Raw genomic sequence first — 22,436 nt, 5'->3', positions numbered from 1 at the left:
GCGACCAGTGAACAGGAACTGTTGCTGTTCACTGGTAATATATCCTGAGACAGAGGTTGCAGGAAAATTTTATAGCCTATATAATATAGAGAGATTTTAAAAGTTTTATATATGCGATACTTCAGATTATGTAAATAATATTGGTAGAAGGAGGTTGCTATGAGCGAAGATAAGAAACCAAAAAAGAAGAAAAAAGCAGGTGATGTATTTCTCACAATTGTACTGATTGCTGCAATCTGTGTATTCTGTTATGCGGCATATAATCTTTATCACATTTATACAGAGTATAAGAAAGGCTCAGATGAGTATAATGCGATTGCCCAGATGGCGGTGACAGAGCGTGATCCGGATCAGGACAGTACCAGTGAAAGTGAGGAAGCAGCAGGACCAGACGGACCGGCTCTGAAGGCCCCGCTGGATATTGATTTTGATTCTCTTCGAAGCATTAATACAGATGTGATCGGCTGGATCTATGTGGAGGCGCTTGATGGTGTCAGCTATCCGGTGGTAAAGGGAACTGACAATGACCAGTATCTTCATCTGACATATGAGAAAAATTATAATTTTGCCGGAACTATTTTCATTGATTATGAGAATAAGGCAGATTTCAGTGACTGCAATACGCTGGTATATGGTCACAATATGAAGAATGGAACTATGTTTGGACAGCTGAAGAATTTCAGCAAGGATGATTCTGCTTACAATAAGAGCAAATATTTCTGGATCTTTACCCCGGAGAAGACTTACCGGTATGAGATTATTTCTGCGTATACCACAGCGGTAAACAGTGATACATATACACTGTTTAAGGGACCTGGACAGGAGTTTGTGGATTATATGAATAAAATAGTCTCCTATTCTGATGTTAAGACTACACCAGGTGAGTTGGGCGTAGACGACAAGATCGTTACCCTTTCCACATGTACCGGTAATGAGTCTACCCGTTATGTGGTTCAGGGAAAAAGAGTGGATACTTTGGATGTTGTGAAGAAATCAGACAGCACGAAGCAGACAGGTGATAATTAGAATCGGATCTTCTTGAAAAAAGCATGCAGACCTGTAAACGGCCGGGAAATTTCTGCAGGGCTGCAGAGGGATTTTGAGAGAGATATCGGAAAGCATATTACTGAAAAATGTGTACCGTATAATGATTGGAGGAATGGACATGAGTAAGGAAGTGGAAAGGCTTCAGGAGCTGATCGACCAGTACGATAATATTGTATTTTTCGGAGGAGCAGGAGTTTCTACGGAGAGCGGGATCCCGGATTTTCGAAGCCAGGACGGACTTTATAATCAGAAGTATGATTATCCGCCGGAAACTATTTTAAGTCATACCTTTTTCATGGGTCATCCTGAGGAATTTTATCGTTTTTATCAGGACAAGATGCTATGCGATACAGCGAAGCCGAATGCAGCTCATCTGAAGCTGGCAGAGCTGGAAGAAGCCGGAAAGCTGAAAGCAGTTATCACCCAGAATATTGATAATCTGCATCAGATGGCAGGTAGTAAACATGTACTGGAGCTTCACGGAAGTGTATACCGGAATTACTGTATGAGATGTGGGAAATCCTATGACTTCAAATATATGAAAGCAGCGGAAGGGGTTCCAAGGTGTTCCTGCGGTGGAATTATCAAGCCGGATGTGGTTCTTTATGAAGAAGGACTGAATGACCGCACCATCAATGAGTCTGTGCGTGCCATTTCCCAGGCGCAGGTTCTTATTATAGGAGGGACGTCCCTGGCAGTTTATCCTGCGGCAGGATTGATCGATTACTTTTCCGGAGAACATCTGGTAGTGATCAACAAGTCCCCGACACCAAGAGATCGGTATGCAGATCTTTTGATCAAGGAGCCTATCGGACAGGTGTTTTCCCAGATAAAAGTAAAAAAATAGTGTGCTGAAAAAGGTTCTAAAGCAGAAATGAAGCAGGTAAATAAGGAGTTTATATATGGCAGCAGTTGTTTATGAAGTTGGAGATATTGTTACATTGAAGAAGGGTCATCCATGCGGCAGCAAAGAATGGGAAATCTTAAGAGTAGGTGCAGATTTTCGCCTGAAATGTATGGGCTGTGGACACCAGATCATGGTACCGCGGAAGATGGTGGAGAAAAACACAAAAAATCTTCAAAAAAAGGAAAAATAATGCTTTACAGCCTGAAAAAAGTATGTTAAAATCAAAAATCGTGATATATAAAATATCCTTGCTCTTTGACAGGCAAAGGGCCAACAGACCATAAGGAGGTAAGACAAGCATGAACAAGTACGAGTTAGCATTAGTTGTTAGCGCAAAAGTTGAAGACGAAGTACGTGATGCAGTAGTTGAGAAAGCTAAAGGATACATCACTCGTTACAATGGCGTTATCACAGACGTTGAAGAATGGGGTAAGAAGAAATTAGCTTACGAGATTCAGAAAATGCATGAAGGCTTCTACTACTTTATTCAGTTTGAGGCAGACGCACAGTGTCCGGCAGAAGTAGAAAGACATGTACGTATCATGGACAACGTATTAAGATACTTAGTTGTCAGAAAAGACGCATAATCTTTTTGCATAATCGGATTTAGAAAGCACCATTAAGAGCCCGTTCACTTAGTATATTAAGAGAGGTAAGAAGAATGAACAAAGTAATTTTAATGGGACGCTTAACAAGAGATCCTGAGGTGAGATATTCCGCAGGAGAGAATGCACTGGCAATTGCCAGATACACATTAGCGGTAGACAGAAGATTCCGTCGCGATGGAGAAGCAAGTGCTGATTTCATTCAGTGTGTTTCTTTTGGACGTACGGCAGAGTTTGCTGAGAAGTATTTCCGTCAGGGACTGAAGATTGCCGTTACAGGTCGTATTCAGACCGGAAGCTATACCAACCGTGATGGACAGAAGGTTTACACTACAGAGGTTGTTGTGGAAGATCAGGAGTTTGCTGAGAGCAAGGCTTCCAGCGACAGTTATGCTGCTTCCCATCCGCGCACAAGTGCACCGGAGGCATCTATGCCGAACCCGGGAACCGCTGCAGAGGGCTTTATGAACATTCCGGATGGCATTGACGAGGAATTGCCATTTAACTAGAGCTTAGCTCTTAGAACTGAATAAAACAGGAGGAAAACCAACATGGCTTACAATAATAGAAGCGAAAGACCAGATTCTCCAATGAAGAGAAGAGGCGGCCGCAGAAGAAAAAAAGTTTGCGTATTCTGTGGTAAAGAGAATAACGAGATCGATTACAAGGATGTAGCAAAATTAAGAAAATATGTTTCCGAGAGAGGAAAAATCCTTCCTAGAAGAATCACAGGAAACTGCGCGAAACATCAGAGAGCTCTGACTGTTGCTGTTAAGAGAGCACGTCATCTTGCTATGATGCCATACATCCAGGACTAATTTGGAAGTGTTTACCGCCATCCGGAAGGATGGCGGTTTTTCTGTCTAATCTTCTATGGAAAAATCCTTAGAAATCTGTTATACTATCTGGCAAAGGCGTATTTTGCCTGTCACTATGTAAAAGGTACCTGAGGATTTGTAAGTGAGGATAAACTTATGAATAAAAAACTGAAATTCAAGGGATCCATGAAGCAGTTCATGAGGTGGCCACTGTATCTGACCATTCTTCTTATATGGCTGGATATTCTTATTTTTATGGTAAGTGTGAAAGCAGGAATTCTTGCTACACTTGGAATTGTGGTATATATTGTGGCAGCACTTCTGCTTACCCGCTTTCACAGGCCGCTGATTCTCAATGATCTGATCGCGTTTGCCAATCAGTATGAATCTCTTGAGAAGCGTCTTCTGGATGATCTGGCTCTTCCTTATGCCATTATGGACACCAATGGAAGAATGATCTGGTCCAACAAGGTATTTGCAGAGCTTACCGGGAAAGAACAGCTGTATAACAAGCACATTACCACTATTTTTCCGGAGATCACACCGGATAAACTTCCTGTACCTGAGAAACAGGAGATCACAGAGATGAGCACCAACTTTGGTGACAGGATCTATCGTGTTTCCATGCAGCTGGTTACTATGAAAGATGTGGTAAATGAAGCCCGTATTCTGGAAAATGTGGATGCAGACATTAATCTTGTGGCAATGTTTTTCTATGATGAGACAGAGCTTCAGGAATATATTCAGAAGAATGAGGATGATAAGCTGGTAGTTGCTCTGGCATATCTGGACAATTATGAAGAAGCTCTGGAAGGTGTGGAAGAAGTCAGAAGATCCCTTCTGATCGCACTGATCGACAGGAAAATCACCAAGTATTTTTCCAATTTTGACGGACTTGTACGCAAGCTGGAGCGGGATAAATACTTCCTGATCATGCGTCAGAGTTCCCTGGAAGCATTGAAAGAACAGCGTTTTCATATTCTGGATGAAGTTAAGACGGTCAATATTGGTAATGAAATGGCAGTCACCCTAAGTATCGGTATTGGTCTGAACGGCGCAAACTATCTGCAGAATTATGAATATTGCCGTATTGCCATTGAGATGGCTCTTGGACGCGGCGGTGACCAGGTAGTAATTAAGAATGGAGATTCCATCGCCTATTTTGGCGGAAAATCCCAGCAGGTGGAGAAAAATACCCGCGTAAAGGCCCGAGTGAAGGCACAGGCGCTGAAAGAGTTTATGAGCACCAAGGATCGTGTTGTGGTTATGGGACATAAGATCACAGACGTAGATGCCCTTGGGGCTGCAATCGGTATTTATCGCGCAGGAAAGACCCTTGGCAAGCCGGTCCATATTGTAGTAAATGATCCGACCACATCCATCCGTCCGTTGATGGCGGGGTATATCAATAATCCGGATTATGAGCCTTCCATGTTTGTAGATTGTGCCCAGGCAAAGGATCTTGTGGATAATAATACAGTTGTGGTTGTGGTGGACACAAACAAACCAAGTTATACAGAGTGTCAGGATCTTCTTTATCTGACCAGGACGATCGTGGTGCTGGATCATCACAGAAGAGGCAGTGAAGTGATACAGAACGCAGTACTTTCCTATGTGGAGCCATATGCATCCTCCACATGTGAGATGGTTGCCGAGATCCTTCAGTATTTTGACGAGGATCTGCGTCTTCGCAGCCTGGAGGCGGATTGTCTGTATGCAGGTATGGTAATTGATACCAATAATTTTACTACACGCTCCGGCGTGCGTACTTTCGAAGCAGCTGCTTATCTTCGGAGAAATGGCGCAGATATTACAAGAGTCCGCAAAATGCTTCGGGATAACATTGATGCATATAAGGCAAGAGCGGAAGTTGTCCGCACTGCCCAGATTTACAGAAATTGTTTTGCAATAGGAAGATGCCCCAGCGAGGGGTTGGAAAGTCCTACAGTAGTAGGAGCCCAGGCCGCAAATGAGCTTCTGAATATTGCAGGTGTGAAGGCTTCTTTTGTTCTTACTCCATATAATAATGAGGTGTATGTAAGTGCCCGTGCCATTGATGAGGTCAATGTGCAGGTTATGATGGAGAGAATGGGCGGCGGAGGTCATCTGAACATTGCCGGAGCCCAGGTGAAGGCTACAGAAGATGAGACAGAGAAAATGATCAAAGATATTATAGATCAGTTATACCAGGAAGGAGAATTCAAAGAATGAAAGTAATTTTACTGGAAGATGTAAAAGCCCTTGGAAAAAAGGGAGAGATTGTAAACGTCAGTGACGGATATGCAAGAAACATGATCCTGCCGAAGAAGCTTGGACTTGAGGCAACTCCAAAGAACTTAAATGATCTGAAGCTTCAGAAGGCAAATGAAGAGAAAGTTGCCCAGGAGAATTTAGAAGCTGCCAGAGCTTTTGCCAAGAATCTTGAAGATAAAGAGGTTATTCTTACTCTTAAAGTGGGAGAGGGCGGAAGAACATTTGGCTCTGTTTCCACAAAAGAAATTTCAGAAGCTGCCAAGAAACAGCTGAATCTCGATATAGAGAAAAAGAAACTGGTACTTCCAAACCCGATCCGCAATCTTGGCGTAACAAATGTACCGGTTAAGCTTCATCCTAAGGTAACCGGAAGCCTGAAAGTATGGGTAAAGGAAGAGGCATAAGGGCTACTGTGAAGAAGTGTAAACAGTAATGCATAAAGCTGCAGGAGAGGATGTTTTTTACGAAATGGAAGAAGCATTGATCAAGAGGATACTTCCTCACAGCATTGAAGCGGAACAGTCCGTTATTGGTTCCATGATCCTGGACCGTGATGCCATTCTGGTAGCATCAGAGATTCTTACAAGTGATGACTTTTACCAGAGCCAGTATGGTATTATTTTTGATGCCATGGTGGAGTTATGTAATGAAGGAAAGCCGGTGGATCTGATCACTCTTCAGAACCGTCTGAAAGAGAAGGAACTTCCACCAGATATCAGCAGTATGGAATATGTAAGAGATCTGATTTCTGCAGTTCCCACTTCTGCCAACGTAAAGTATTATGCCAATATTGTCAGCGAAAAGGCTGTCCTTCGAAGACTGATCAAAGTGAATGAGGAAGTGGAAAATGCCTGCTATATGGAGAAAGAAGGCACACAAATGATCCTGGAGGAAGCGGAGAAGAAATTGTTTAATGTTCTTCAGAGACGCTCCAGTGATGAGTTTGTGCCTATCCAGCAGGTGGTTTTGAATGCGGTGAACAATATTGAGAAAGCTTCCAAGATGAAGGGAACGGTAACTGGTATTCCTACCGGTTTCGTGGATCTGGATTACAAGACCTCCGGAATGCATGCTTCAGACCTGGTGCTGATCGCAGCCCGTCCGTCTATGGGAAAAACTGCTTTCGTTCTTAATATTGCCCAGTATATGGCATTTCGTAAGGACGTTACGGTAGCGATATTCAGTCTGGAGATGTCCAAGGAGCAGCTTGTAAACCGTCTCCTTGCCATGGAATCTCATGTGGATTCCCAGAATATGAGAACTGGTAATCTGAAAGACGAGGATTGGACCAAGCTGGTGGAGGGTGCAGATATTATCGGACGCTCTAATCTTATTATTGATGATACCCCCGGTATTTCCATTTCCGAGCTGCGTTCCAAGTGCCGAAAATACAAATTAGAGCACAATCTTGGAATTATTATGATTGATTATCTTCAGCTGATGAGTGGAAGCGGACATTCTGATTCCAGACAGCAGGAAATTTCCGATATTTCACGTTCCCTGAAAGCACTTGCCCGTGAGATCAGCGTTCCGGTCATTGCACTTTCACAGCTCAGTCGAGCTGTAGAGCAGCGCCCGGATCACAGACCTATGCTTTCTGACCTGCGAGAGTCGGGAGCTATTGAGCAGGATGCTGATATGGTAATGTTTATCTACCGTGATGATTATTATCATAAGGATACGGAGAAAAAGGGAATTGCTGAGATCATTATAGCGAAACAGAGAAACGGTCCTATTGGTACCGTTGAGCTGGTATGGCTGCCTCAGTATACACAGTTTGTAAATATGAAAAAATAAGGAAATGCTGATTGATTATGGTATTTCTTCGAAAAGGCCGGCATGTTATGTCGACCTTTTTTTCTTGCATTTGAAAGACCTTTTGTTATAATAAAAACAGTGAATTATGCTATTGTCCATACGGATGCTGTCTGGCAGCCAGACCGATTTGTTTTGTGGACAGCAACAATTTCATGAGGAGGGGTAGTATGGAAAAATGCTATACCGTGGCTGAGACTGTGAAGCTGACAGGGGTGAAATCTTATGTCCTTCGTTACTGGGAGGATGAACTTTCCCTTCCTATTCGCAGAAATGAGCTGGGGCATCGCTGCTACACCCAGGATGATATTCAACTGTTTTTGAACATTAAAGAACTAAAGAACAGAGGCTTGCAGCTTCGGGCGATACATGATCTTCTTCCAAAACTTACAAAAAAAGAAGGAATGGAAGTAATCGTGCCGGAAGAAAAGGATAAAATACATTTACTGGAATCTGAGAGTATAGAAAAAGAAGAGAATGAAACAAGAGATACACTTCGGGAAGAACTGCTGGAGAATGTTCAGAATTTTAAAGCGGAGCCAGATAAAAAGATTCTGGAGTTTCAGGAGATATTAGAACGTCTGATTACTCAGGAGCTTCATGCCAAAAAAGAAGGAGAAGACAGGTGGCGCACTCTGGATGCAGCCATCAGGAGACAGCAGATGGCAAGAAGAGAAGCAGCTGCATCTTCGGAGAAGAAGGGAAAAAAGAAAAACGGAGTGTAGAATGTGTTTGAAAAAGGGGAGCTCCATAGGAAGCTCCCCTTCATGCTATCATCACTTATGTGGGAAAATCAACCCTCGCTGATAGCGCCTGTAGGACAGGCATCAGCACAAGTTCCGCAGTCCATGCAGGAATCTGCATCGATTACGTAATGATCATCTCCCTGAGAAATAGCACCTGCTGGGCACTCGCTCTCGCATGTTCCACAGCTTACGCACTCGTCAGAAATTACATATGCCATTGTTATATCCTCCTTTAATCTCTTTAGTTCCCTTATGATTACTGTTCACAGAGTGAACAGAAACCCTTTCTGGGATATGAGTCTATTCTAATATATATGTCAAAGGATATCAAGTACAAAATTATAAACAAAATTTTAGAATTGTGACGGTTGCGCAAATGTGTATTTGGTATTATAATAGTGGAACGTGGAGAGTTACTGCCGGTTTTGATGTAATGGCAGGGAATTTTTTACGAGAGAAGCAGTTGCTGGTCAGGTATGAACAGTAACTCGATATAAAAAAGGAGGAAACAGATCATGGCACAGGTGACAAAAGATATGCTGATTGGTCAGCTTCTTCAGTTAGATCCTAATATGGCTGGTATTCTTATGGCATCCGGTATGGGATGTGTAGGATGCCCATCCGCACAGATGGAATCTCTGGAGGAGGCTGCTATGGTACACGGAATTGATGCTGATGTTTTAATCCAGCAGCTGAACGATTATCTTGCAGGCCGTTAGTATATAGTTTCTTGACGGGCTGTTCCGGTTGAGAAGGTAACCCCGACAGAGTATATACGAACTTATAATAAAAAGGACTGGCGATTTGCCAGTCCTTTTTAATAAGGTTTTAGAGCGTGTTTGAAAAAGGCTTTCTGCAAGATGTGCGTCACAATTTGCGGGAATGATTTTTCAAACACGCTCTAGCCTGTTCAAAATGTCTGCGCAGCGTGCAGGCATTTTGGAATTGTCAGGCGGAGAATCCTGCAGGCAGGATTCTTTTTATTTCAGATTTTTGCAAGCTGCTGCAAGGCTTTGCGAGAAATAAGCTCACCATGTTCCTTTAAATGAGCTTCTCCGGCAGCATTAAAAGCGCGTCCGCTGCCGTATTCAGAAAGAATATTGCATACTTTATTGAATTCTTCTGCTGTGCAGGAGGATTGATGTACAATCAGCTGGTAAAGGGAATTTTCATCCTTGTAAAGAGTATTGACGCCTTTATAGAATCCATCCAGTCCATGTGCGGCAGCAATGACATCATCCAGAGTATGGAAAGTATAGAGCCGTATCAGGTTTACCGAAACTTTCCGGGTATTGGAAACAGATTCAGAAGCTTCCGTACTTCTGGAAGTCCTGGAAGCTCCAGATTCTTTGACCTCCTTGTTACTGGAAGAAGCTCCCTGAGAGGCTGCTTTCTGTGTCTCCTCATATAATTTCTGGAAGATATCGATGATATTATCAGCACCATCGAAATGAAGGGTATCCTGCTTGGTTTTCTTATATGGTGAAAATTTGGAGAAACGAGTGTCAAGTTCTTCGGGATCCTCTACCTTGGTGACAATCAGAATGACACTTTCACCGTTTACGGGAATTGCCTCGATCATCAGCGGGATATTATCAGCTTCAAAGCCAAATTCAATCTGAGCCTGCTGCATCATTTCACGGAAAAGCTTCTTGGCTTTATCTGTGCCGTAGGCAAGCTCGCTGATACGGATCTGGTGGCTGTCCAGATCTTCCTTTGTAAGAGTACAGCGGATTTGATTGTCACTGATTTTTTCTATTTTCATATGATCACATCCTGTTCTTGGAAATAGTGTTTATTATTAAAAGATTACCATAATCAGTTGTTAATGCTCACTTCGCGAATAACAACACACTTCGCGATGCACAGAAATCATGCATTCGCATGATTTCGCGCCGGGTTTCCCAGGTTTTCTGTGAACTATATTCACAAAAACACCTCGCGGAACACTACCAGTGAACAGTAACAATCAGCTATCTTGATTCCTCATTGTATAATATATGTTTCAAAAGTGCAATAGGAAAAAAAACAGGTAATTTCAGTTTGTAAATTTCAGTTGCAACTTATTAAATTTTTCGAAACAGAATGGAAAAAAAGAATAAACTGGTCAAAATCTATTGCATAATGGAAAATGAATCCGTATAATGGGGAACAAGAAAAAAGAAATGGATCTGTGACTCACAAGCAATTGAGAACAGAGATAACACAGATTCGTATTAAATATTAACATTAACATCTATTTTTTCTAAAAACAGCGTCGATTTATCATGCAGCGTATCAGCTGGGGCGGTGTTTGCATTCCCTGAAGATGAAATGAGCTCACATTCCGTCTCTTTTTTCTGCAAAATGATTCAGGTGTTTTCTGAATCCATAAAGGAGGAAAGGAGGTTAGGACACGAAGCGTATATCACGATCAGGAAAGGAAGAATCCTGCAGATCGCTGGAGGGTGAGCTGAATCAGTATGAAGAATTGGGAATTGCTCTTTATCTGGAAGGGCTGCCCAGTGATGCCAGAGCCATTGCAAAAGCCTGTCAGATTGCAGATGGCGGAGGATATATGCGGGATTATACAGAGGACGAGAATGGGCATATAGCCCGTGTGGATTTCGATTTTGTAATCGATGATCAGCAGTTGTAAACCATGAATATTCAGTACATACCGGAATTTCTTCAAGACCAGCAGTTTCCCCCTACTCATGCTTTGGCAGGAAGAAATTTCCGGTGTTGCTGATTGCAGGAATGATTCTAGTACATCGAATATTAAGTAATTGCCATATTGACTTGTCTGATTTTTCATCTGCTGCGTTGTCGTCAGTCGCCGTAGCCACCGCTACGCCTCCTTCCTCCGCCTTGCATATGAGAAAATCATCCTACGTCAATATAGCAGATACTTAATTTTCGATGTACTAGATACCAACATTCAATAATGTAAACAAATTGTAAAAAGTCGAATTATGTAATACAATCCTGAAAAAAAATATGTTATAATGATAATCGACTGTGGAAAAGTCCGCAGCAGATATCAATTAGACGTTCACTGAGAGGATAAATATTTTATGAAGAGAAGAATTAATCCTGTAGTAGTGGTATGCATGCTGATCGCAGCAGTTACCCTGATCGGAATTGTTACAACCCTGATCATGCGCCGCATTCCTACCAGGAAACAGATGGATTTGACTGAATATTATGGACAGACAGACGATTCAGAAGCCGTAATTATAGTAGGTACCCAGATTCTGGAGCAGAAGGCAGTTATGTCTGGCGAACAGCCATATCTTCCTGTAGACGTGGTGGATAGTTATCTGAACCAGAGATATTACTGGGATGAAGAAGGTCAGCAGATTCTGTACGCTACTCCGTCGGAGCTGATTTATACACCTGCTTCCGCTGAGGAGGGCGGTGATGTATGGCTGAAGGACGGAACCGCTTATCTGAGCCTTGATTTTATAAAGAGATATACAGATCTGGATACTTATGTGTACCAGCAGCCAAACCGTATAGCGATTCAGAAGGATTTTTCAGGCGTATCAGTTGTCACAGCAACTAAGGATACATATGTGCGCTACCGTGGAGGAATCAAATCAGAAGTACTGTCCAGGGTAAACAAAGGAGATAATCTGATCCTTATGGAAGAACTGGAGAACTGGGATCAGGTAGCCACATGGGATGGTTATATCGGATATATAGAGAAGAGCAGTGTAAGTGATATTCAGAATCTGAATATGGACAGAGAAGCAGTTGGGGAATCTTATACTTATCTTACCATGGACCAGCCAGTGAATCTGGTATGGCATCAGGTAATGTCCACAGATGCCAATGCAGGACTTTCGGAGGCTATTCAGAATATGACCGGAGTGAATGTAATTTCACCAACCTGGTTCTATGTAACTGACAACAATGGTAATATTATCAACAATGCTACAGCTGATTATGTATCTCTTGCCCATGAAAAAGGGCTGAAGGTATGGGGACTTGTGGACAATTTTACGCAGGACATCAGTACTTATGAGGTATTGTCCAGAACAAGTTCCAGACAGAATCTGGTTTCACAGTTGGTGAATGCAGCTGTTGGAGCTGGAATTGATGGAATTAATGTGGATTTCGAGCAGCTTAGTGAGGACGTGGGCGTTCATTTCCTGGAGTTCCTCCGGGAGCTTTCTATAGAATGCCATAAGAACAATCTTGTTCTTTCCGTAGACAATCCGGTTCCAGAGGATTTCACCAGTCATTATGACAGGGCTGAACAGGGCAAGGTAGTAGATTATGTCATTATTATGGGATATGACGAGCACTACGTTGGATCCGAGGAAGCGGGCTCAGTAGCGTCTCTTCCATGGGTAGAGAAGGGAATTCAGGATACTATCGCTGAAGTTCCGGCGCAGCGTGTGATCAATGCAGTTCCATTTTACACAAGATTATGGAAAACAGAAGCTGGCAGCTTATCCAGTGAGGCAATTGGCATGGATACTGCCCAGGAAGTAGTAAATACAAATAATGCCCAGGTATACTGGGACAGCGATGTAAGTCAGAATTATGGCAGCTTTGAGAAGGATGGATGCACTTACCAGATCTGGATTGAAGATTCTCAGTCTATTGCAGCGAAGGTACAGCTGGTACAGAAATATAATCTTGCCGGTGTGGCAGCATGGAAACTGGGATTTGAGAACAGCAGTATCTGGCAGGTGATCACAGATAATCTGTCTGCGTCTAATTAAAACAGGTACTATTTTGCAAAGCATATTGCTGTGAGGGTACTGAACGGTTACGCCTTTTTCAAACATGCTCTAATACACGAATGATAAAAACACTCTCTGAGACATATAAATAATGTGAAGGTCGTGAACAGCGACAAAAGACGAAAGTTTAACGATAACATTATATTATTATATGCCAGGGGGTGTTTTGTATTGAAAAAGCATATACTGGAGCTGATTATGGGGTGTCTTTTGCTGATATGCTTTTATTATCTTTCCCGCGAGGCAGCAGCAGTATCGGTAGAGATGAATCAGAAGCAGGTAATTGTGGTGGATTGTGGTCATGGAGGAATGGATCCAGGTATGATCGGGATAGACGGTCTGAAGGAGAAGGATGTAAATCTTGCCATTGGCCTGAAAGTGAAAAGTGCATTGGAAAAGAAAGATTTTCAGGTGGTTATGACCAGGGAAACAGACGTGGGATTATACGATGAAGACTCTAATAATAAGAAAGTACAGGATATGCAAAAAAGGATTTTTCTTATTCAGGAAGTAAAGCCTGTACTTGCAGTAAGTATCCATCAGAACAGTTACGAAGATTCTGGGGTGAAGGGTCCTCAGGTTTTCTATTATCGGGACTCTGTTAAGGGAGAAGAACTGGCGGAAATAATTCAGGAGAAACTGAATGATTATCTTGAGGTGGAGCGGCCAAGGCAGGCGAAAGGAAATACTACTTATTATCTTTTGAAACGAAGCCCGGGGATATTGAATATTGTGGAGTGTGGATTCCTTACGAACCCGGAAGAAGCCGGAAAACTGTTACAGGATGATTATCAGGAAAAAGTAGCGGCAGCAGTGGCTGACGGTGTGGAAGAATACATAAAAAATAATGAACAATGAGAATCCTCTGTTAATGAAAAAACATTTCAGTTTATCAAAAACTATACACTTTTCAGAAGCTGTGGATTCTGCTATACTGGACTGGAAAAAATAAGCGAGGGAAAATACCATGTTAGGATGTGTTTATCTGATTCTGGCAGCATTATTGGGTAGGGAAATTACCCATAATTTTTTGCCGGAACAAAGAATGAGAGAAAAAGGAATCACGCCCTTGTGGGTGACTTTTGCAGCGTCATTTGGAAGTGGTGTGCTGCTTATGACCTGGGCTGTCTATATAGCAGCATGGCTGCTAAGCGTGTACTCTGAAGCGGAGAACCCCCTCTTTGGAGCAAATCTGATGGTGATGGCAGCTGTGGGGATATTTTTGCTCTTGTGCTGTTATAGAAGAAAAGGTTCTTTTGGGAAATTTATTAAAAGACTTTCCGGCGAGGTTCCTCCAGCGAAAGAAATCGTGTTCTTATTGATTTTACTGGCGGGAATTACCTGGATCATGGTATTTGTATTTCATGTTAGTGACGGATATTTGTATTCCGGATTTACTGTATTTGGAGATTATGCCCCTCATACAGCGATGATGAGATCATTTTCGCTGGGAAATAATTTCCCCACGCAGTATCCTCATTTTGGTGGTGAAGATGTAAAATACCATTTTATGTTTCAGTTTCTGACAGGAAACCTGGAATATCTTGGAATGAGAATTGATATAGCGTACAATGCCGTAAGCAGTCTGTCACTCTGGTGCTTCTTTATCATGCTGTATTCTATGGCGAAAAGGTTCTTTGGCAGTATGAGTGCCGGAGTGCTTTCTGTTTTGTTTGTTGTATTTCGAAGTGGAACTGCTTTTTTCAGATTTGCATATGAACATTTACAGGCTGGTGATTTGTGGGAGACTCTGGCCGGGAATACTGCTTTTATTGGATATACCCCCAATGAGAACTGGGGACTTTGGAATTTTAATGTATATTTGAATCAGCGGCACTTGGGATTTGGTCTTTTGATGGCTGCGCTGGTATTATGGATTTTCCTGGACTGGGTGGAAGAAAGCTGTGCAGAGAAAGATAAGGGAATATTGTGGCTGAAGAACAGATTTCTTACAAAAAAAGCATGGATGTTTAAGAAACCTGATACAGCTCTTTTTGCCGGAATGCTATTGGGTCTGTGTTCATTTTGGAATGGAGCTGCTGTAATTGCATGTCTTCTGATTCTTATGGGATTTGCCTTTTTTTCTGATGGAAAACTTGACTATCTGATTCTGGCAATCGTGACAGTTGTGTTCTCGGAAATTCAATCTAAAATGTTTGTATGGGGAAGTGTTGTATCACCTTCTGTATATTTTGGATTTCTGGCAGAAAAGAAATCACTTCCAGGCATAGCTGTATATTTATTTGAAATAAGCGGCATTGTTTTCCTTGGCGTTTTAGTACTGCTGTTTTTTCTGAAAAAAATGGAAAGAGCAGTTGCAGTGAGTATACTTTTCCCAACAATCTTTGCATTTGTGGCGTCTCTTACACCAGATATAAACGTGAATCATAAATATATTATAATATCTTATGCATTCCTTGCTGTTTTCTGGGGTGGAGCTGTAAGCAGATTGTTCCATTGGAAAGGTGCTGTTGGGAAAATTTTGAGTTTGATTCTGGCACTTAGTCTGACCATAACAGGAATTTATGATTTTGCAGTAATCCTAAAAGATAATGATTCGGGACATCGGGTTTCTGTGAACCTGAACAGTGGACTGACCAGCTGGCTTGCAGAAAATCTGAAAAAAGACGATCTGATTTTGACACCGGAATACAGTATAAATGAAGTCACTATGTCAGGGGTTATGATGTATCTGGGATGGCCTTATTATGCATGGTCCGCAGGCTATGACACTTATTACAGGGCTGCCAGGGCAGTAGAAATCTATACAACAGCCAGCGCACAGGTACTAAAGAAAACAGTTGAGGAAGAACAAATTACATATATCCTTTTTGAGGAAGGTATGAAATTTGAGGAGAAAGAATGCCGCGAAGATGTGATTGCGGATACATATCCTCTGGTGTATCAGTCAGATGACGGGAGAATAAGAATTTATGGAACAAAAGAATAAGAAAAAAATCAGTACACAAACAATAATTAAACTTCTGCTGGCGGTGGTGCTGCTTGGCCTATCTGCATTTTTACTGAAAGGTGATGTGTGGACTTTCTGGACTTGGTGGCTTCTGGCGGGAGTGATGGGATTTGCTGCAATGCCTGTTACAGGAAGACTGTTCTGGCGTTTTGAGGACAAAGGATGGATTTTTTCTAAGGTACTGGCGATTGCTGCAACAGGTTTTCTTACCTGGTTTCTGACAGCTATCAGACTAATCCCTTTTAATGCCCTGACTTGTGCTGCTGTAACAATCCTATGCGCAGTTATCTGTTTTTTCCTTCTTCGAAAGGAATCAAAAGAAAAGACAGAATGTTTTCCAGTTGACAGGATTTCTCTGATTTACTGGGAAGAATTATTGTTTTTCCTTGCATTTCTTATGTGGACATATCTGGCAGGATTCCGCCCTGCTGCATATGGAACCGAGAAGTTCATGGATTATGGTTTTATGGAAGCTATGATGAGAAGCACCACACTTCCGGCAAGAGATCTGTGGTATTCAGAAGGACATATTAATTATTATTATGGCGGTCAGTATTTTGCTGTTTTTCTTACCAAGCTTTCCCATACAAAGGTGGAACTGACTTACAATCTTATGCGTACTTTTGTAGCCGGACTGGCTTTTGCAATGCCATTTTCCCTTGTTTACCAGATGATGTCAGACCGTATGAAGGGACAGCAAAAAAGCGAAAAAGTAATAAAAGGACTTCCTTTTGCAGCTGGATTTACAGCTGGTACAGCTGTTTCCATTGCAGGAAATATGCATTACGTAATTTATGCGCAGATCATTCCCCTGATTGAGAAGCTGACAGGTAAGGAAGTGAGCAGTTACTGGTTTCCGGATGCTACCCGCTATATAGGATATAATCCATATCGTGAGGAAGACCGGACGATACATGAATTTCCCTGCTATTCTTTTGTACTGGGAGATCTTCATGCTCATGTGGTAAATATTATGTTTGTACTTCTTGTAATAGCATTTCTTTATGTATGGCTAAGGGGTGTGCGCAAGAAAACAGTACCGGTTGAGACTTCCATGAAAGATGGAAAATTCTGGAAAGAGCAGCTTCTTATGACTCATCTTCTGGTAATCAGTGCGCTTCTCGGAATGTTTCAGTGGACAAATTTCTGGGATTTTGTAATTTATTATGTAGTAACTCTTGGAACGGTGCTTTTTGCCAATATTATCCGTTTCCAGGGAAAAATAAAGAAAATCATGGTTGTAACTTTTGCACAAATGGCAGAAATCTATCTGCTTGCCTATCTTGTGATCCTGCCATTTACCTTACAGTTTGACACTATGGTGGATGGAATAGGAATTGCCAAGTACCATTCCTATTTCTACCAGCTGCTGGTTCTCTGGGGACTTCCGGCAGTTCTTACCATTACATTTGTAATTTCTATTCTCTGGGAAAAGCTGCGGGGGATGGAGCACAAGAGCCTGTACCGTCTTATGAAAGCTATCCGCACGGCAGATCTTTTTGCCATTATTATGGGACTTTGCGCTATTGGTCTGGTGGTAATCCCGGAATTTGTTTACGTGCGTGATATTTATGAAAATGGAAATGCCAGGGCAAACACTATGTTCAAGCTTACTTATCAGGCATATATTATGTTTGCACTGACTATGGGATATGGAATTTACAGACTTCTGGCTGTTAGCAGACAGAAAGTATTTAAGATCATTTCCGGAATCTGTCTGTTTTTCCTGATCTGGACGGTAGGATATTTTGGAAAAAGTGTGGATTCCTGGTTTGGAAAGGTTTTGAATCCGTCAGGCTATCAGGGGCTTTATGCTCTGGGCTATCTGGATACGGATTTTTCAGAGGATGTGTCTGCAATCCAATGGCTAAAGGAGAATATTAAAGGGGCTCCGGTAGTGCTGGAGGCAAACGGTGACAGCTACAGCGGTTATGAGCGTGTTTCTGCAGCTACAGGTCTTCCAACAATTCTTGGCTGGTATGTACACGAATGGCTCTGGAGGAATGATACAGATGATCTGAACCGGAAACAGGCAGATATTATGAGTATTTATACTTCACAGGATGAGACCCAGGTAAGAGCTCTTCTTACGGAATATGGTGTTTCCTATATCTTTGTGGGCTCTAAAGAAAGAGAGAAATATGAGGACAGCCTGAATAATGCACTTCTTCAGTCACTTGGAGAAATTGTATTTATGGATGAAGATTCCGGCACTTATATTGTTAAGGTGGATTGACAAGGTTTTTAAACTGGTGTTATATTAAAGAATACTGAAAAATTAATAGAAAGCTGGACTAAAATGAAAGCAGAAATTGTAGCTATGACGGCAGATGCTATCGACCATGCGGCACTTGCCAGAGGCGGAGAGATATTGAAACAGGGAGGACTGGTGGCATTCCCTACAGAAACTGTTTACGGTCTTGGAGGAAATGCACTGGATCCTATGGCTTCGAAGAAGATATATGCAGCCAAGGGACGTCCTTCGGATAACCCGTTGATCGTTCATATTGCAGATTTAAATGCGCTGGTTCCAATTGTAAAGGAAGTACCGGAGAAGGCGAAGATACTGGCAGAGAAATTCTGGCCTGGTCCCCTGACTATGATTTTTGAGAAATCAGACTTGGTTCCATTGGAGACAACTGGTGGTCTCAACAGTGTAGCTGTGCGTTTTCCAAGTGATCCCATTGCAGCGGAGCTTATTTTGCAGGCAGGGGGATACGTGGCAGCGCCAAGTGCAAATACTTCCGGACGGCCAAGCCCGACTACAGCACAGCATGTTGAGGAGGACTTAGGGGATGCCATTGAGATGATCATTGATGGAGGTCCTGTGGGAATTGGCCTGGAGTCAACGATTGTAGATTTTACCGAGGACGTGCCGGTGGTTTTAAGACCCGGTTATATTTCACTGGAAATGCTCCAGGAGGTTCTTGGTGATGTGAGAATGGACAAAGGTCTTATAAAGCCTGATAGTAAAGTTCATCCCAAGGCGCCGGGAATGAAATATCGGCATTATGCACCGAAAGCAGATCTTGCAATTGTGGAGGGCCCCACAGAAGAAGTAATAAATGCCATTAATCAGTTTGTAAAGGAAGATCAGGCAAATGGACTTCAGGCGGGGATTATTGCCACAGAAGAGACTATTTCCAGATATCCCTGTGGAACTGTGAAGTGTATTGGAAGCAGAGAGGCAGAGGAAACCATTGCTCATAACCTTTATGAGGTGCTGCGTGAATTCGATCAGTGCCAGGTAAGCAAAATTTATTCCGAAGCTTTTTATACCCCAAAAATGGGACAGGCAATTATGAACCGGCTTCTAAAAGCAGCCGGTCACAAAATAATCAATATAAGGAGAGAAGAACAATGAGAGTAGCATTAGGTAGTGATCATGGCGGATTTGAACTGAAACAGGAGATTATCAAATATCTGGAAGAAAAGAATATTGAGTATAAGGATTACGGCTGCTACAGCACAGAGTCCACAGACTATCCGATCTATGCAAAGAAAGTTGCACATGGGATTCTGGACGGAGAGTGTGAGCTTGGAATCCTTGTATGCGGAACAGGTATTGGTATTTCTATCACTGCAAACAAAATTAAGGGAATTCGTGCAGCAGTATGTACAGACTGCTTTACTGCTGAAGCAACCAGACTTCACAATGACGCAAACATCCTTGCGCTTGGAGGCCGTGTAGTTGGACCTGGACTTGCAGTTAAGATTGTGGATACTTTCCTGAATACACCATTTTCAGGAGATGAGAGACATATCCGCCGAATTGCTCAGATCGAGACGGAATAGGAAGGAGAGCTCTTCTATGGAGAACACAAATCAGAAAAACACCGGGAATATACAGATCGCGCCTGTAAGTGCTGCATCAGATCTGAACCACAAAAGAGAAGGTTACCTTACCTGGGACGAATATTTCATGGGAGTTGCCATGCTTTCCGGCATGCGCTCCAAGGATCCCAATTCACAGGTAGGAGCGTGTATTGTCAGCGATGATAATAAAATTCTTTCCATGGGATATAATGGTTTCCCAAAAGGCTGTTCAGATGATGAATTTCCTTGGGCAAGAGAGGGAGAGCCTCTGGATACCAAATATCTGTATGTGACCCATAGCGAGCTCAATGCGATTTTGAATTACCGTGGAGGAAGCCTTGAGGGAGCGAAAATGTATGTAACTCTTTTTCCATGCAATGAGTGTGCCAAGGCAATCATCCAGGCAGGAATCAAGACTCTGGTCTATGATTGTGACAAATATGCAAGCACTCCGTCAGTCCTTGCTTCCAAGAGAATGCTGGACTCCGCCGGTGTACGCTATTATCAATACAAGAGAACCGGACGCGAGATTTCGCTGACGGTGTAAGTTAAAGAGGTTTGTTGTGAAAAATACGAAAGAAAATACAGATTTGAATATGGGCAGAGCGAAGAATGACAGATGGAAAAAGATACTGGGAATCATTCTGAACATTGCTTTGCTTCTGCTTATAGATGGATTGTTGGTATATACTTTTATTAACGAAGAAAATCGTATATATAAAGGAACAATCATTAAAATATTACTAATTGTTACAGGAAATATCTTGTTTCTTGTTCTTCTGTTCTGGGGAGAGAAAATCTGCAGTGCAATAAAAAATACCACTTTTTTGAGAATAGCAGATGTCATATTGCTGCTGGTAACTCCTGGAATTGTATTTATGCTTGTCCAGATGGTCACCTGGGTGTCAGGATATAAGAATAAAGCAGTGTCAACATTTAAAGGCCTGGTCAAGATGTCGCTACTGATGGAGCAGCCTTATTTGAGACTGAATCTTATTATTTATGCAATATTTTTTATAATACTTATTATTTTATTCAGGAAAATCAATATTGCTTCTTCTGCGTTGTGTTACCTTTTTATAATCCTTGCAATGGTAAACTATTATGTAATGGAATTTCGTGGAGAACCATTCCAGCTTCTTGACATTGTAGGAATGGGAACGGCAGCAGAAGTTGTTGGAGAATATAGCTTCAAAATCAAACTGATGCTTGGAATTCCACTGATCTATGCCCTGGTATTTGGTGAGTTTGTACTGAAATTCCAGAAACTGGAGCTTGGAAAAAAGAGCAGAAAGAATACAGCTGCCCGGTTTGGTGTACTGGCTGTGATCGTGATTACATTATGTTTTACCATAAGACCTATCCTCCAGAAGCTTGACGCTGTTACTTTATGGCAGATTAACCGTATTTATAAAGAACAGGGCTACATTTCCTCTCTTGTTAAGGAAATCAGGTATTTTTATATCGAGCAGCCAGAAGGCTATTCTGTTGGAAAAACCGTAGAACTGGCACAGGAAATTGAAGATGGGGAAAATATTGTTTCAGAGACAGACAAGAGTGAGTCTGAAGAAAGTGTTGATAATACAGCTGCAGATACTTCTGAAACAGTAACACCGAAAAATATTATCCTGATCATGAATGAAAGTCTTACAGATTTTGAAAATGTAGGTGAAATAAAGTCAAATGTAGAAATTTTGCCATACATAAGAAGCCTTAACAAAAATGTAAAACATGGACAGCTTCATGTACCTACATTCGGAGCCGGAACTGCACGCTCTGAATATGAGGCTCTTACAGGAAACAGTATGAGCTTTTTGCCATCCGGAAGTGTTCCTTATCAGCTTTATGTGCGGGATCCGGAGTATGGTCTGGCAGATATCCTGAAATCCCAGGGATATTACACAATTGCCATGCATCCCAACAAGGCTCATAACTGGAACCGGGCCTCTGTTTATCCATGCATGGGATTTGATGAATTTATCAGCCTGGAGAACTGGGGAGAGGAACACAGAGAGCTTCTTCGAAATTATGTAAGTGACAAAGCAACATTTGAAAAGATCATCAGCCTTTATGAAGAGAAGGATGCGGATGAAAAATTATTTACATTCTGTGTAACCATGCAGAATCATGGCGGTTATACAGTAGAAGACAGAGCTGGATTTGAACCTACTGTAAAGCTTGGATATGATACAGAGTATCCTCTGGCTGAAACGTATTTATCGTTGGCAAGAGAGTCTGATTCAGCATTTAAGGAATTGCTGGAGTACTTTGAAAAAGTAGATGAGCCTACCATGATTGTTATGTTTGGGGATCACTGGCCTAAGATTGAAGAAGAATTTATGGCGAAACTTTTAGGCGGCAACAGGCAGAGCCTGGGACTTGTTGAAAGCCAGCAGTCCTATACAACTCCCTATGTGATCTGGACAAATTATCCATCTGAGACAGTAGAGGAAGATTTCAGTGCTAATTATCTGGGAAGCTATATGCTTCAGCTGGCTGGTCTTGAAATGCCAGGCTACAACCAGTTCCTTATGAATCTGAAAGAGCAGCTTCCAATCATCGGAGTTGGTGCTGTTTGCGACAAAGATGGAAACTGGTATGCCAATGATGCGCTTCCGGACGATTACAAAAAACTGATGACGGATTACAATATTCTGGAATATAACAATCAGTTTGAGAAAAAGGATGTAATAGAGAGCTTGTTTACTATTGGCAATTAAGA

Annotated in this window: 23 protein-coding genes and 1 pseudogene; 21 read left to right on the top strand and 3 right to left on the bottom strand. The window is 42.0% G+C overall.

Going from position 1 to position 22,436, the window contains the following annotated elements; genetic code table 11:
* The first annotated feature begins 159 nt into the window (after positions 1-159).
* From srtB to AB5618_RS14835, 10 genes are all read left to right on the top strand, one after another.
* A complete protein-coding gene (gene srtB / locus AB5618_RS14880) occupies positions 160-1,026 on the top strand; it encodes a class B sortase (protein WP_118583676.1) in 867 nt (288 codons plus the stop codon).
* A gap of 139 nt (positions 1,027-1,165) precedes the next feature.
* A complete protein-coding gene (locus tag AB5618_RS14875; protein WP_118583678.1) occupies positions 1,166-1,894 on the top strand; it encodes an NAD-dependent protein deacylase in 729 nt (242 codons plus the stop codon).
* 55 nt (positions 1,895-1,949) lie between these two features.
* Positions 1,950-2,144 carry a DUF951 domain-containing protein gene (locus AB5618_RS14870; protein WP_173715669.1) on the top strand — a complete coding sequence of 65 codons (195 nt, stop codon included), beginning with the start codon at positions 1,950-1,952 and terminating at the stop codon, positions 2,142-2,144.
* A 109-nt stretch (positions 2,145-2,253) separates the two neighbouring features.
* Complete coding sequence (gene rpsF, locus AB5618_RS14865; protein WP_117851485.1) at positions 2,254-2,541, top strand: 30S ribosomal protein S6; 288 nt, start codon at positions 2,254-2,256, stop codon at positions 2,539-2,541.
* A gap of 74 nt (positions 2,542-2,615) precedes the next feature.
* Positions 2,616-3,068: a single-stranded DNA-binding protein gene (locus AB5618_RS14860; RefSeq protein WP_118583680.1), complete on the top strand. Its 453-nt coding sequence runs from the start codon at positions 2,616-2,618 to the stop codon at positions 3,066-3,068.
* A gap of 42 nt (positions 3,069-3,110) precedes the next feature.
* Positions 3,111-3,377, top strand: a complete 267-nt coding sequence (gene rpsR / locus AB5618_RS14855; protein ID WP_118583682.1) for a 30S ribosomal protein S18 — start codon at positions 3,111-3,113, stop codon at positions 3,375-3,377.
* Positions 3,378-3,533: 156 nt separating this feature from the next.
* Positions 3,534-5,588 carry a DHH family phosphoesterase gene (locus AB5618_RS14850; protein ID WP_118583686.1) on the top strand — a complete coding sequence of 685 codons (2,055 nt, stop codon included), beginning with the start codon at positions 3,534-3,536 and terminating at the stop codon, positions 5,586-5,588.
* Positions 5,585-6,034, top strand: coding sequence for a 50S ribosomal protein L9 (gene rplI, locus AB5618_RS14845; RefSeq protein ID WP_118583688.1), 450 nt, complete (start codon positions 5,585-5,587; stop codon positions 6,032-6,034). Before AB5618_RS14850 ends, rplI begins: the two co-directional genes overlap by 4 nt.
* A 64-nt stretch (positions 6,035-6,098) precedes the next feature.
* A complete protein-coding gene (gene dnaB / locus AB5618_RS14840; RefSeq protein ID WP_118583698.1) occupies positions 6,099-7,427 on the top strand; it encodes a replicative DNA helicase in 1,329 nt (442 codons plus the stop codon).
* Between the two features lie 188 nt (positions 7,428-7,615).
* On the top strand, positions 7,616-8,170 hold the full coding sequence (locus AB5618_RS14835; protein ID WP_173715668.1) for a helix-turn-helix domain-containing protein: 555 nt from the start codon (positions 7,616-7,618) through the stop codon (positions 8,168-8,170).
* Between the two features lie 68 nt (positions 8,171-8,238).
* Here the strand turns inward: AB5618_RS14835 and AB5618_RS14830 are convergent, their stop codons facing one another.
* Positions 8,239-8,409, bottom strand: coding sequence for a DUF362 domain-containing protein (locus AB5618_RS14830; protein WP_118583690.1), 171 nt, complete (start codon positions 8,407-8,409; stop codon positions 8,239-8,241).
* A 297-nt stretch (positions 8,410-8,706) separates the two neighbouring features.
* Here AB5618_RS14830 and AB5618_RS14825 point away from each other — a divergent pair, with 297 nt between their 5' ends.
* Entirely contained in the window at positions 8,707-8,910 is a 204-nt protein-coding gene (locus AB5618_RS14825; RefSeq protein ID WP_117851487.1) for a DUF1858 domain-containing protein, read from the top strand.
* Here AB5618_RS14825 and AB5618_RS14820 read toward each other — a convergent pair.
* Positions 8,872-9,075, bottom strand: coding sequence for a DUF6783 domain-containing protein (locus AB5618_RS14820; RefSeq protein ID WP_368366866.1), 204 nt, complete (start codon positions 9,073-9,075; stop codon positions 8,872-8,874). The genes AB5618_RS14825 and AB5618_RS14820 overlap by 39 nt on opposite strands.
* On the opposite strand from AB5618_RS14820, the pseudogene AB5618_RS14815 reads away from it, so the two are divergent.
* A pseudogene (locus AB5618_RS14815) lies at positions 9,053-9,217 on the top strand (hypothetical protein); the annotation flags it as partial. The gene AB5618_RS14820 and the pseudogene AB5618_RS14815 overlap by 23 nt on opposite strands.
* Here the strand turns inward: AB5618_RS14815 and AB5618_RS14810 are convergent.
* A complete protein-coding gene (locus AB5618_RS14810) occupies positions 9,177-9,956 on the bottom strand; it encodes an adaptor protein MecA (RefSeq protein ID WP_118581522.1) in 780 nt (259 codons plus the stop codon). The pseudogene AB5618_RS14815 and the gene AB5618_RS14810 sit on opposite strands and share 41 nt — an antisense overlap.
* Before the next feature lie 705 nt (positions 9,957-10,661).
* Here AB5618_RS14810 and AB5618_RS14805 point away from each other — a divergent pair.
* The 9 genes from AB5618_RS14805 to AB5618_RS14765 all read left to right on the top strand — a co-directional run bounded on the left by AB5618_RS14805 (position 10,662) and on the right by AB5618_RS14765 (position 22,434).
* Positions 10,662-10,829, top strand: coding sequence for a hypothetical protein (locus AB5618_RS14805; protein ID WP_227200025.1), 168 nt, complete (start codon positions 10,662-10,664; stop codon positions 10,827-10,829).
* 418 nt (positions 10,830-11,247) lie between these two features.
* Positions 11,248-12,906 (top strand): glycosyl hydrolase family 18 protein, encoded by a 1,659-nt coding sequence (locus AB5618_RS14800; protein WP_368366864.1) that lies wholly within the window; start codon positions 11,248-11,250, stop codon positions 12,904-12,906.
* A 192-nt stretch (positions 12,907-13,098) separates the two neighbouring features.
* Complete coding sequence (locus AB5618_RS14795) at positions 13,099-13,785, top strand: N-acetylmuramoyl-L-alanine amidase (RefSeq protein WP_368366863.1); 687 nt, start codon at positions 13,099-13,101, stop codon at positions 13,783-13,785.
* 109 nt (positions 13,786-13,894) lie between these two features.
* The gene (locus AB5618_RS14790; RefSeq protein WP_148463158.1) at positions 13,895-15,877 is read left to right on the top strand and encodes a hypothetical protein; all 1,983 of its coding nucleotides are present in this window, start codon (positions 13,895-13,897) and stop codon (positions 15,875-15,877) included.
* Positions 15,861-18,134, top strand: coding sequence for a DUF2298 domain-containing protein (locus AB5618_RS14785; RefSeq protein ID WP_148463159.1), 2,274 nt, complete (start codon positions 15,861-15,863; stop codon positions 18,132-18,134). Before AB5618_RS14790 ends, AB5618_RS14785 begins: the two co-directional genes overlap by 17 nt.
* An 84-nt stretch (positions 18,135-18,218) precedes the next feature.
* Complete coding sequence (locus AB5618_RS14780) at positions 18,219-19,262, top strand: L-threonylcarbamoyladenylate synthase (protein ID WP_347088245.1); 1,044 nt, start codon at positions 18,219-18,221, stop codon at positions 19,260-19,262.
* The gene (gene rpiB, locus AB5618_RS14775; protein WP_118581537.1) at positions 19,259-19,693 is read left to right on the top strand and encodes a ribose 5-phosphate isomerase B; all 435 of its coding nucleotides are present in this window, start codon (positions 19,259-19,261) and stop codon (positions 19,691-19,693) included. Before AB5618_RS14780 ends, rpiB begins: the two co-directional genes overlap by 4 nt.
* A gap of 82 nt (positions 19,694-19,775) precedes the next feature.
* Entirely contained in the window at positions 19,776-20,261 is a 486-nt protein-coding gene (locus AB5618_RS14770; protein WP_118581740.1) for a dCMP deaminase family protein, read from the top strand.
* Between the two features lie 16 nt (positions 20,262-20,277).
* On the top strand, positions 20,278-22,434 hold the full coding sequence (locus tag AB5618_RS14765; protein WP_148463162.1) for an LTA synthase family protein: 2,157 nt from the start codon (positions 20,278-20,280) through the stop codon (positions 22,432-22,434).
* Positions 22,435-22,436: the final 2 nt, after the last annotated feature.

The sequence above is a fragment of the Ruminococcus sp. J1101004sp1_RTP21198st1_B9_RTP21198_201120 genome, from assembly GCF_040924245.1.
GTDB lineage: Bacteria > Bacillota > Clostridia > Lachnospirales > Lachnospiraceae > Blautia_A > Blautia_A faecis.
This window is presented reverse-complemented; position numbering and strand designations above follow the sequence as displayed.

Bases quoted from the DNA above. Each gene is read 5' to 3' on its own strand.
- srtB (WP_118583676.1), top strand. From the start codon at position 160: ATGAGCGAAGATAAGAAACCAAAAAAGAAGAAAAAAGCAGGTGATGTA.
- AB5618_RS14875 (WP_118583678.1), top strand. From the start codon at position 1,166: ATGAGTAAGGAAGTGGAAAGGCTTCAGGAGCTGATCGACCAGTACGAT.
- AB5618_RS14870 (WP_173715669.1), top strand. From the start codon at position 1,950: ATGGCAGCAGTTGTTTATGAAGTTGGAGATATTGTTACATTGAAGAAG.
- rpsF (WP_117851485.1), top strand. From the start codon at position 2,254: ATGAACAAGTACGAGTTAGCATTAGTTGTTAGCGCAAAAGTTGAAGAC.
- AB5618_RS14860 (WP_118583680.1), top strand. From the start codon at position 2,616: ATGAACAAAGTAATTTTAATGGGACGCTTAACAAGAGATCCTGAGGTG.
- rpsR (WP_118583682.1), top strand. From the start codon at position 3,111: ATGGCTTACAATAATAGAAGCGAAAGACCAGATTCTCCAATGAAGAGA.
- AB5618_RS14850 (WP_118583686.1), top strand. From the start codon at position 3,534: ATGAATAAAAAACTGAAATTCAAGGGATCCATGAAGCAGTTCATGAGG.
- rplI (WP_118583688.1), top strand. From the start codon at position 5,585: ATGAAAGTAATTTTACTGGAAGATGTAAAAGCCCTTGGAAAAAAGGGA.
- dnaB (WP_118583698.1), top strand. From the start codon at position 6,099: ATGGAAGAAGCATTGATCAAGAGGATACTTCCTCACAGCATTGAAGCG.
- AB5618_RS14835 (WP_173715668.1), top strand. From the start codon at position 7,616: ATGGAAAAATGCTATACCGTGGCTGAGACTGTGAAGCTGACAGGGGTG.
- AB5618_RS14830 (WP_118583690.1), bottom strand. From the start codon at position 8,409: ATGGCATATGTAATTTCTGACGAGTGCGTAAGCTGTGGAACATGCGAG.
- AB5618_RS14825 (WP_117851487.1), top strand. From the start codon at position 8,707: ATGGCACAGGTGACAAAAGATATGCTGATTGGTCAGCTTCTTCAGTTA.
- AB5618_RS14810 (WP_118581522.1), bottom strand. From the start codon at position 9,956: ATGAAAATAGAAAAAATCAGTGACAATCAAATCCGCTGTACTCTTACA.
- AB5618_RS14800 (WP_368366864.1), top strand. From the start codon at position 11,248: ATGAAGAGAAGAATTAATCCTGTAGTAGTGGTATGCATGCTGATCGCA.
- AB5618_RS14790 (WP_148463158.1), top strand. From the start codon at position 13,895: ATGTTAGGATGTGTTTATCTGATTCTGGCAGCATTATTGGGTAGGGAA.
- AB5618_RS14785 (WP_148463159.1), top strand. From the start codon at position 15,861: ATGGAACAAAAGAATAAGAAAAAAATCAGTACACAAACAATAATTAAA.
- AB5618_RS14780 (WP_347088245.1), top strand. From the start codon at position 18,219: ATGACGGCAGATGCTATCGACCATGCGGCACTTGCCAGAGGCGGAGAG.
- rpiB (WP_118581537.1), top strand. From the start codon at position 19,259: ATGAGAGTAGCATTAGGTAGTGATCATGGCGGATTTGAACTGAAACAG.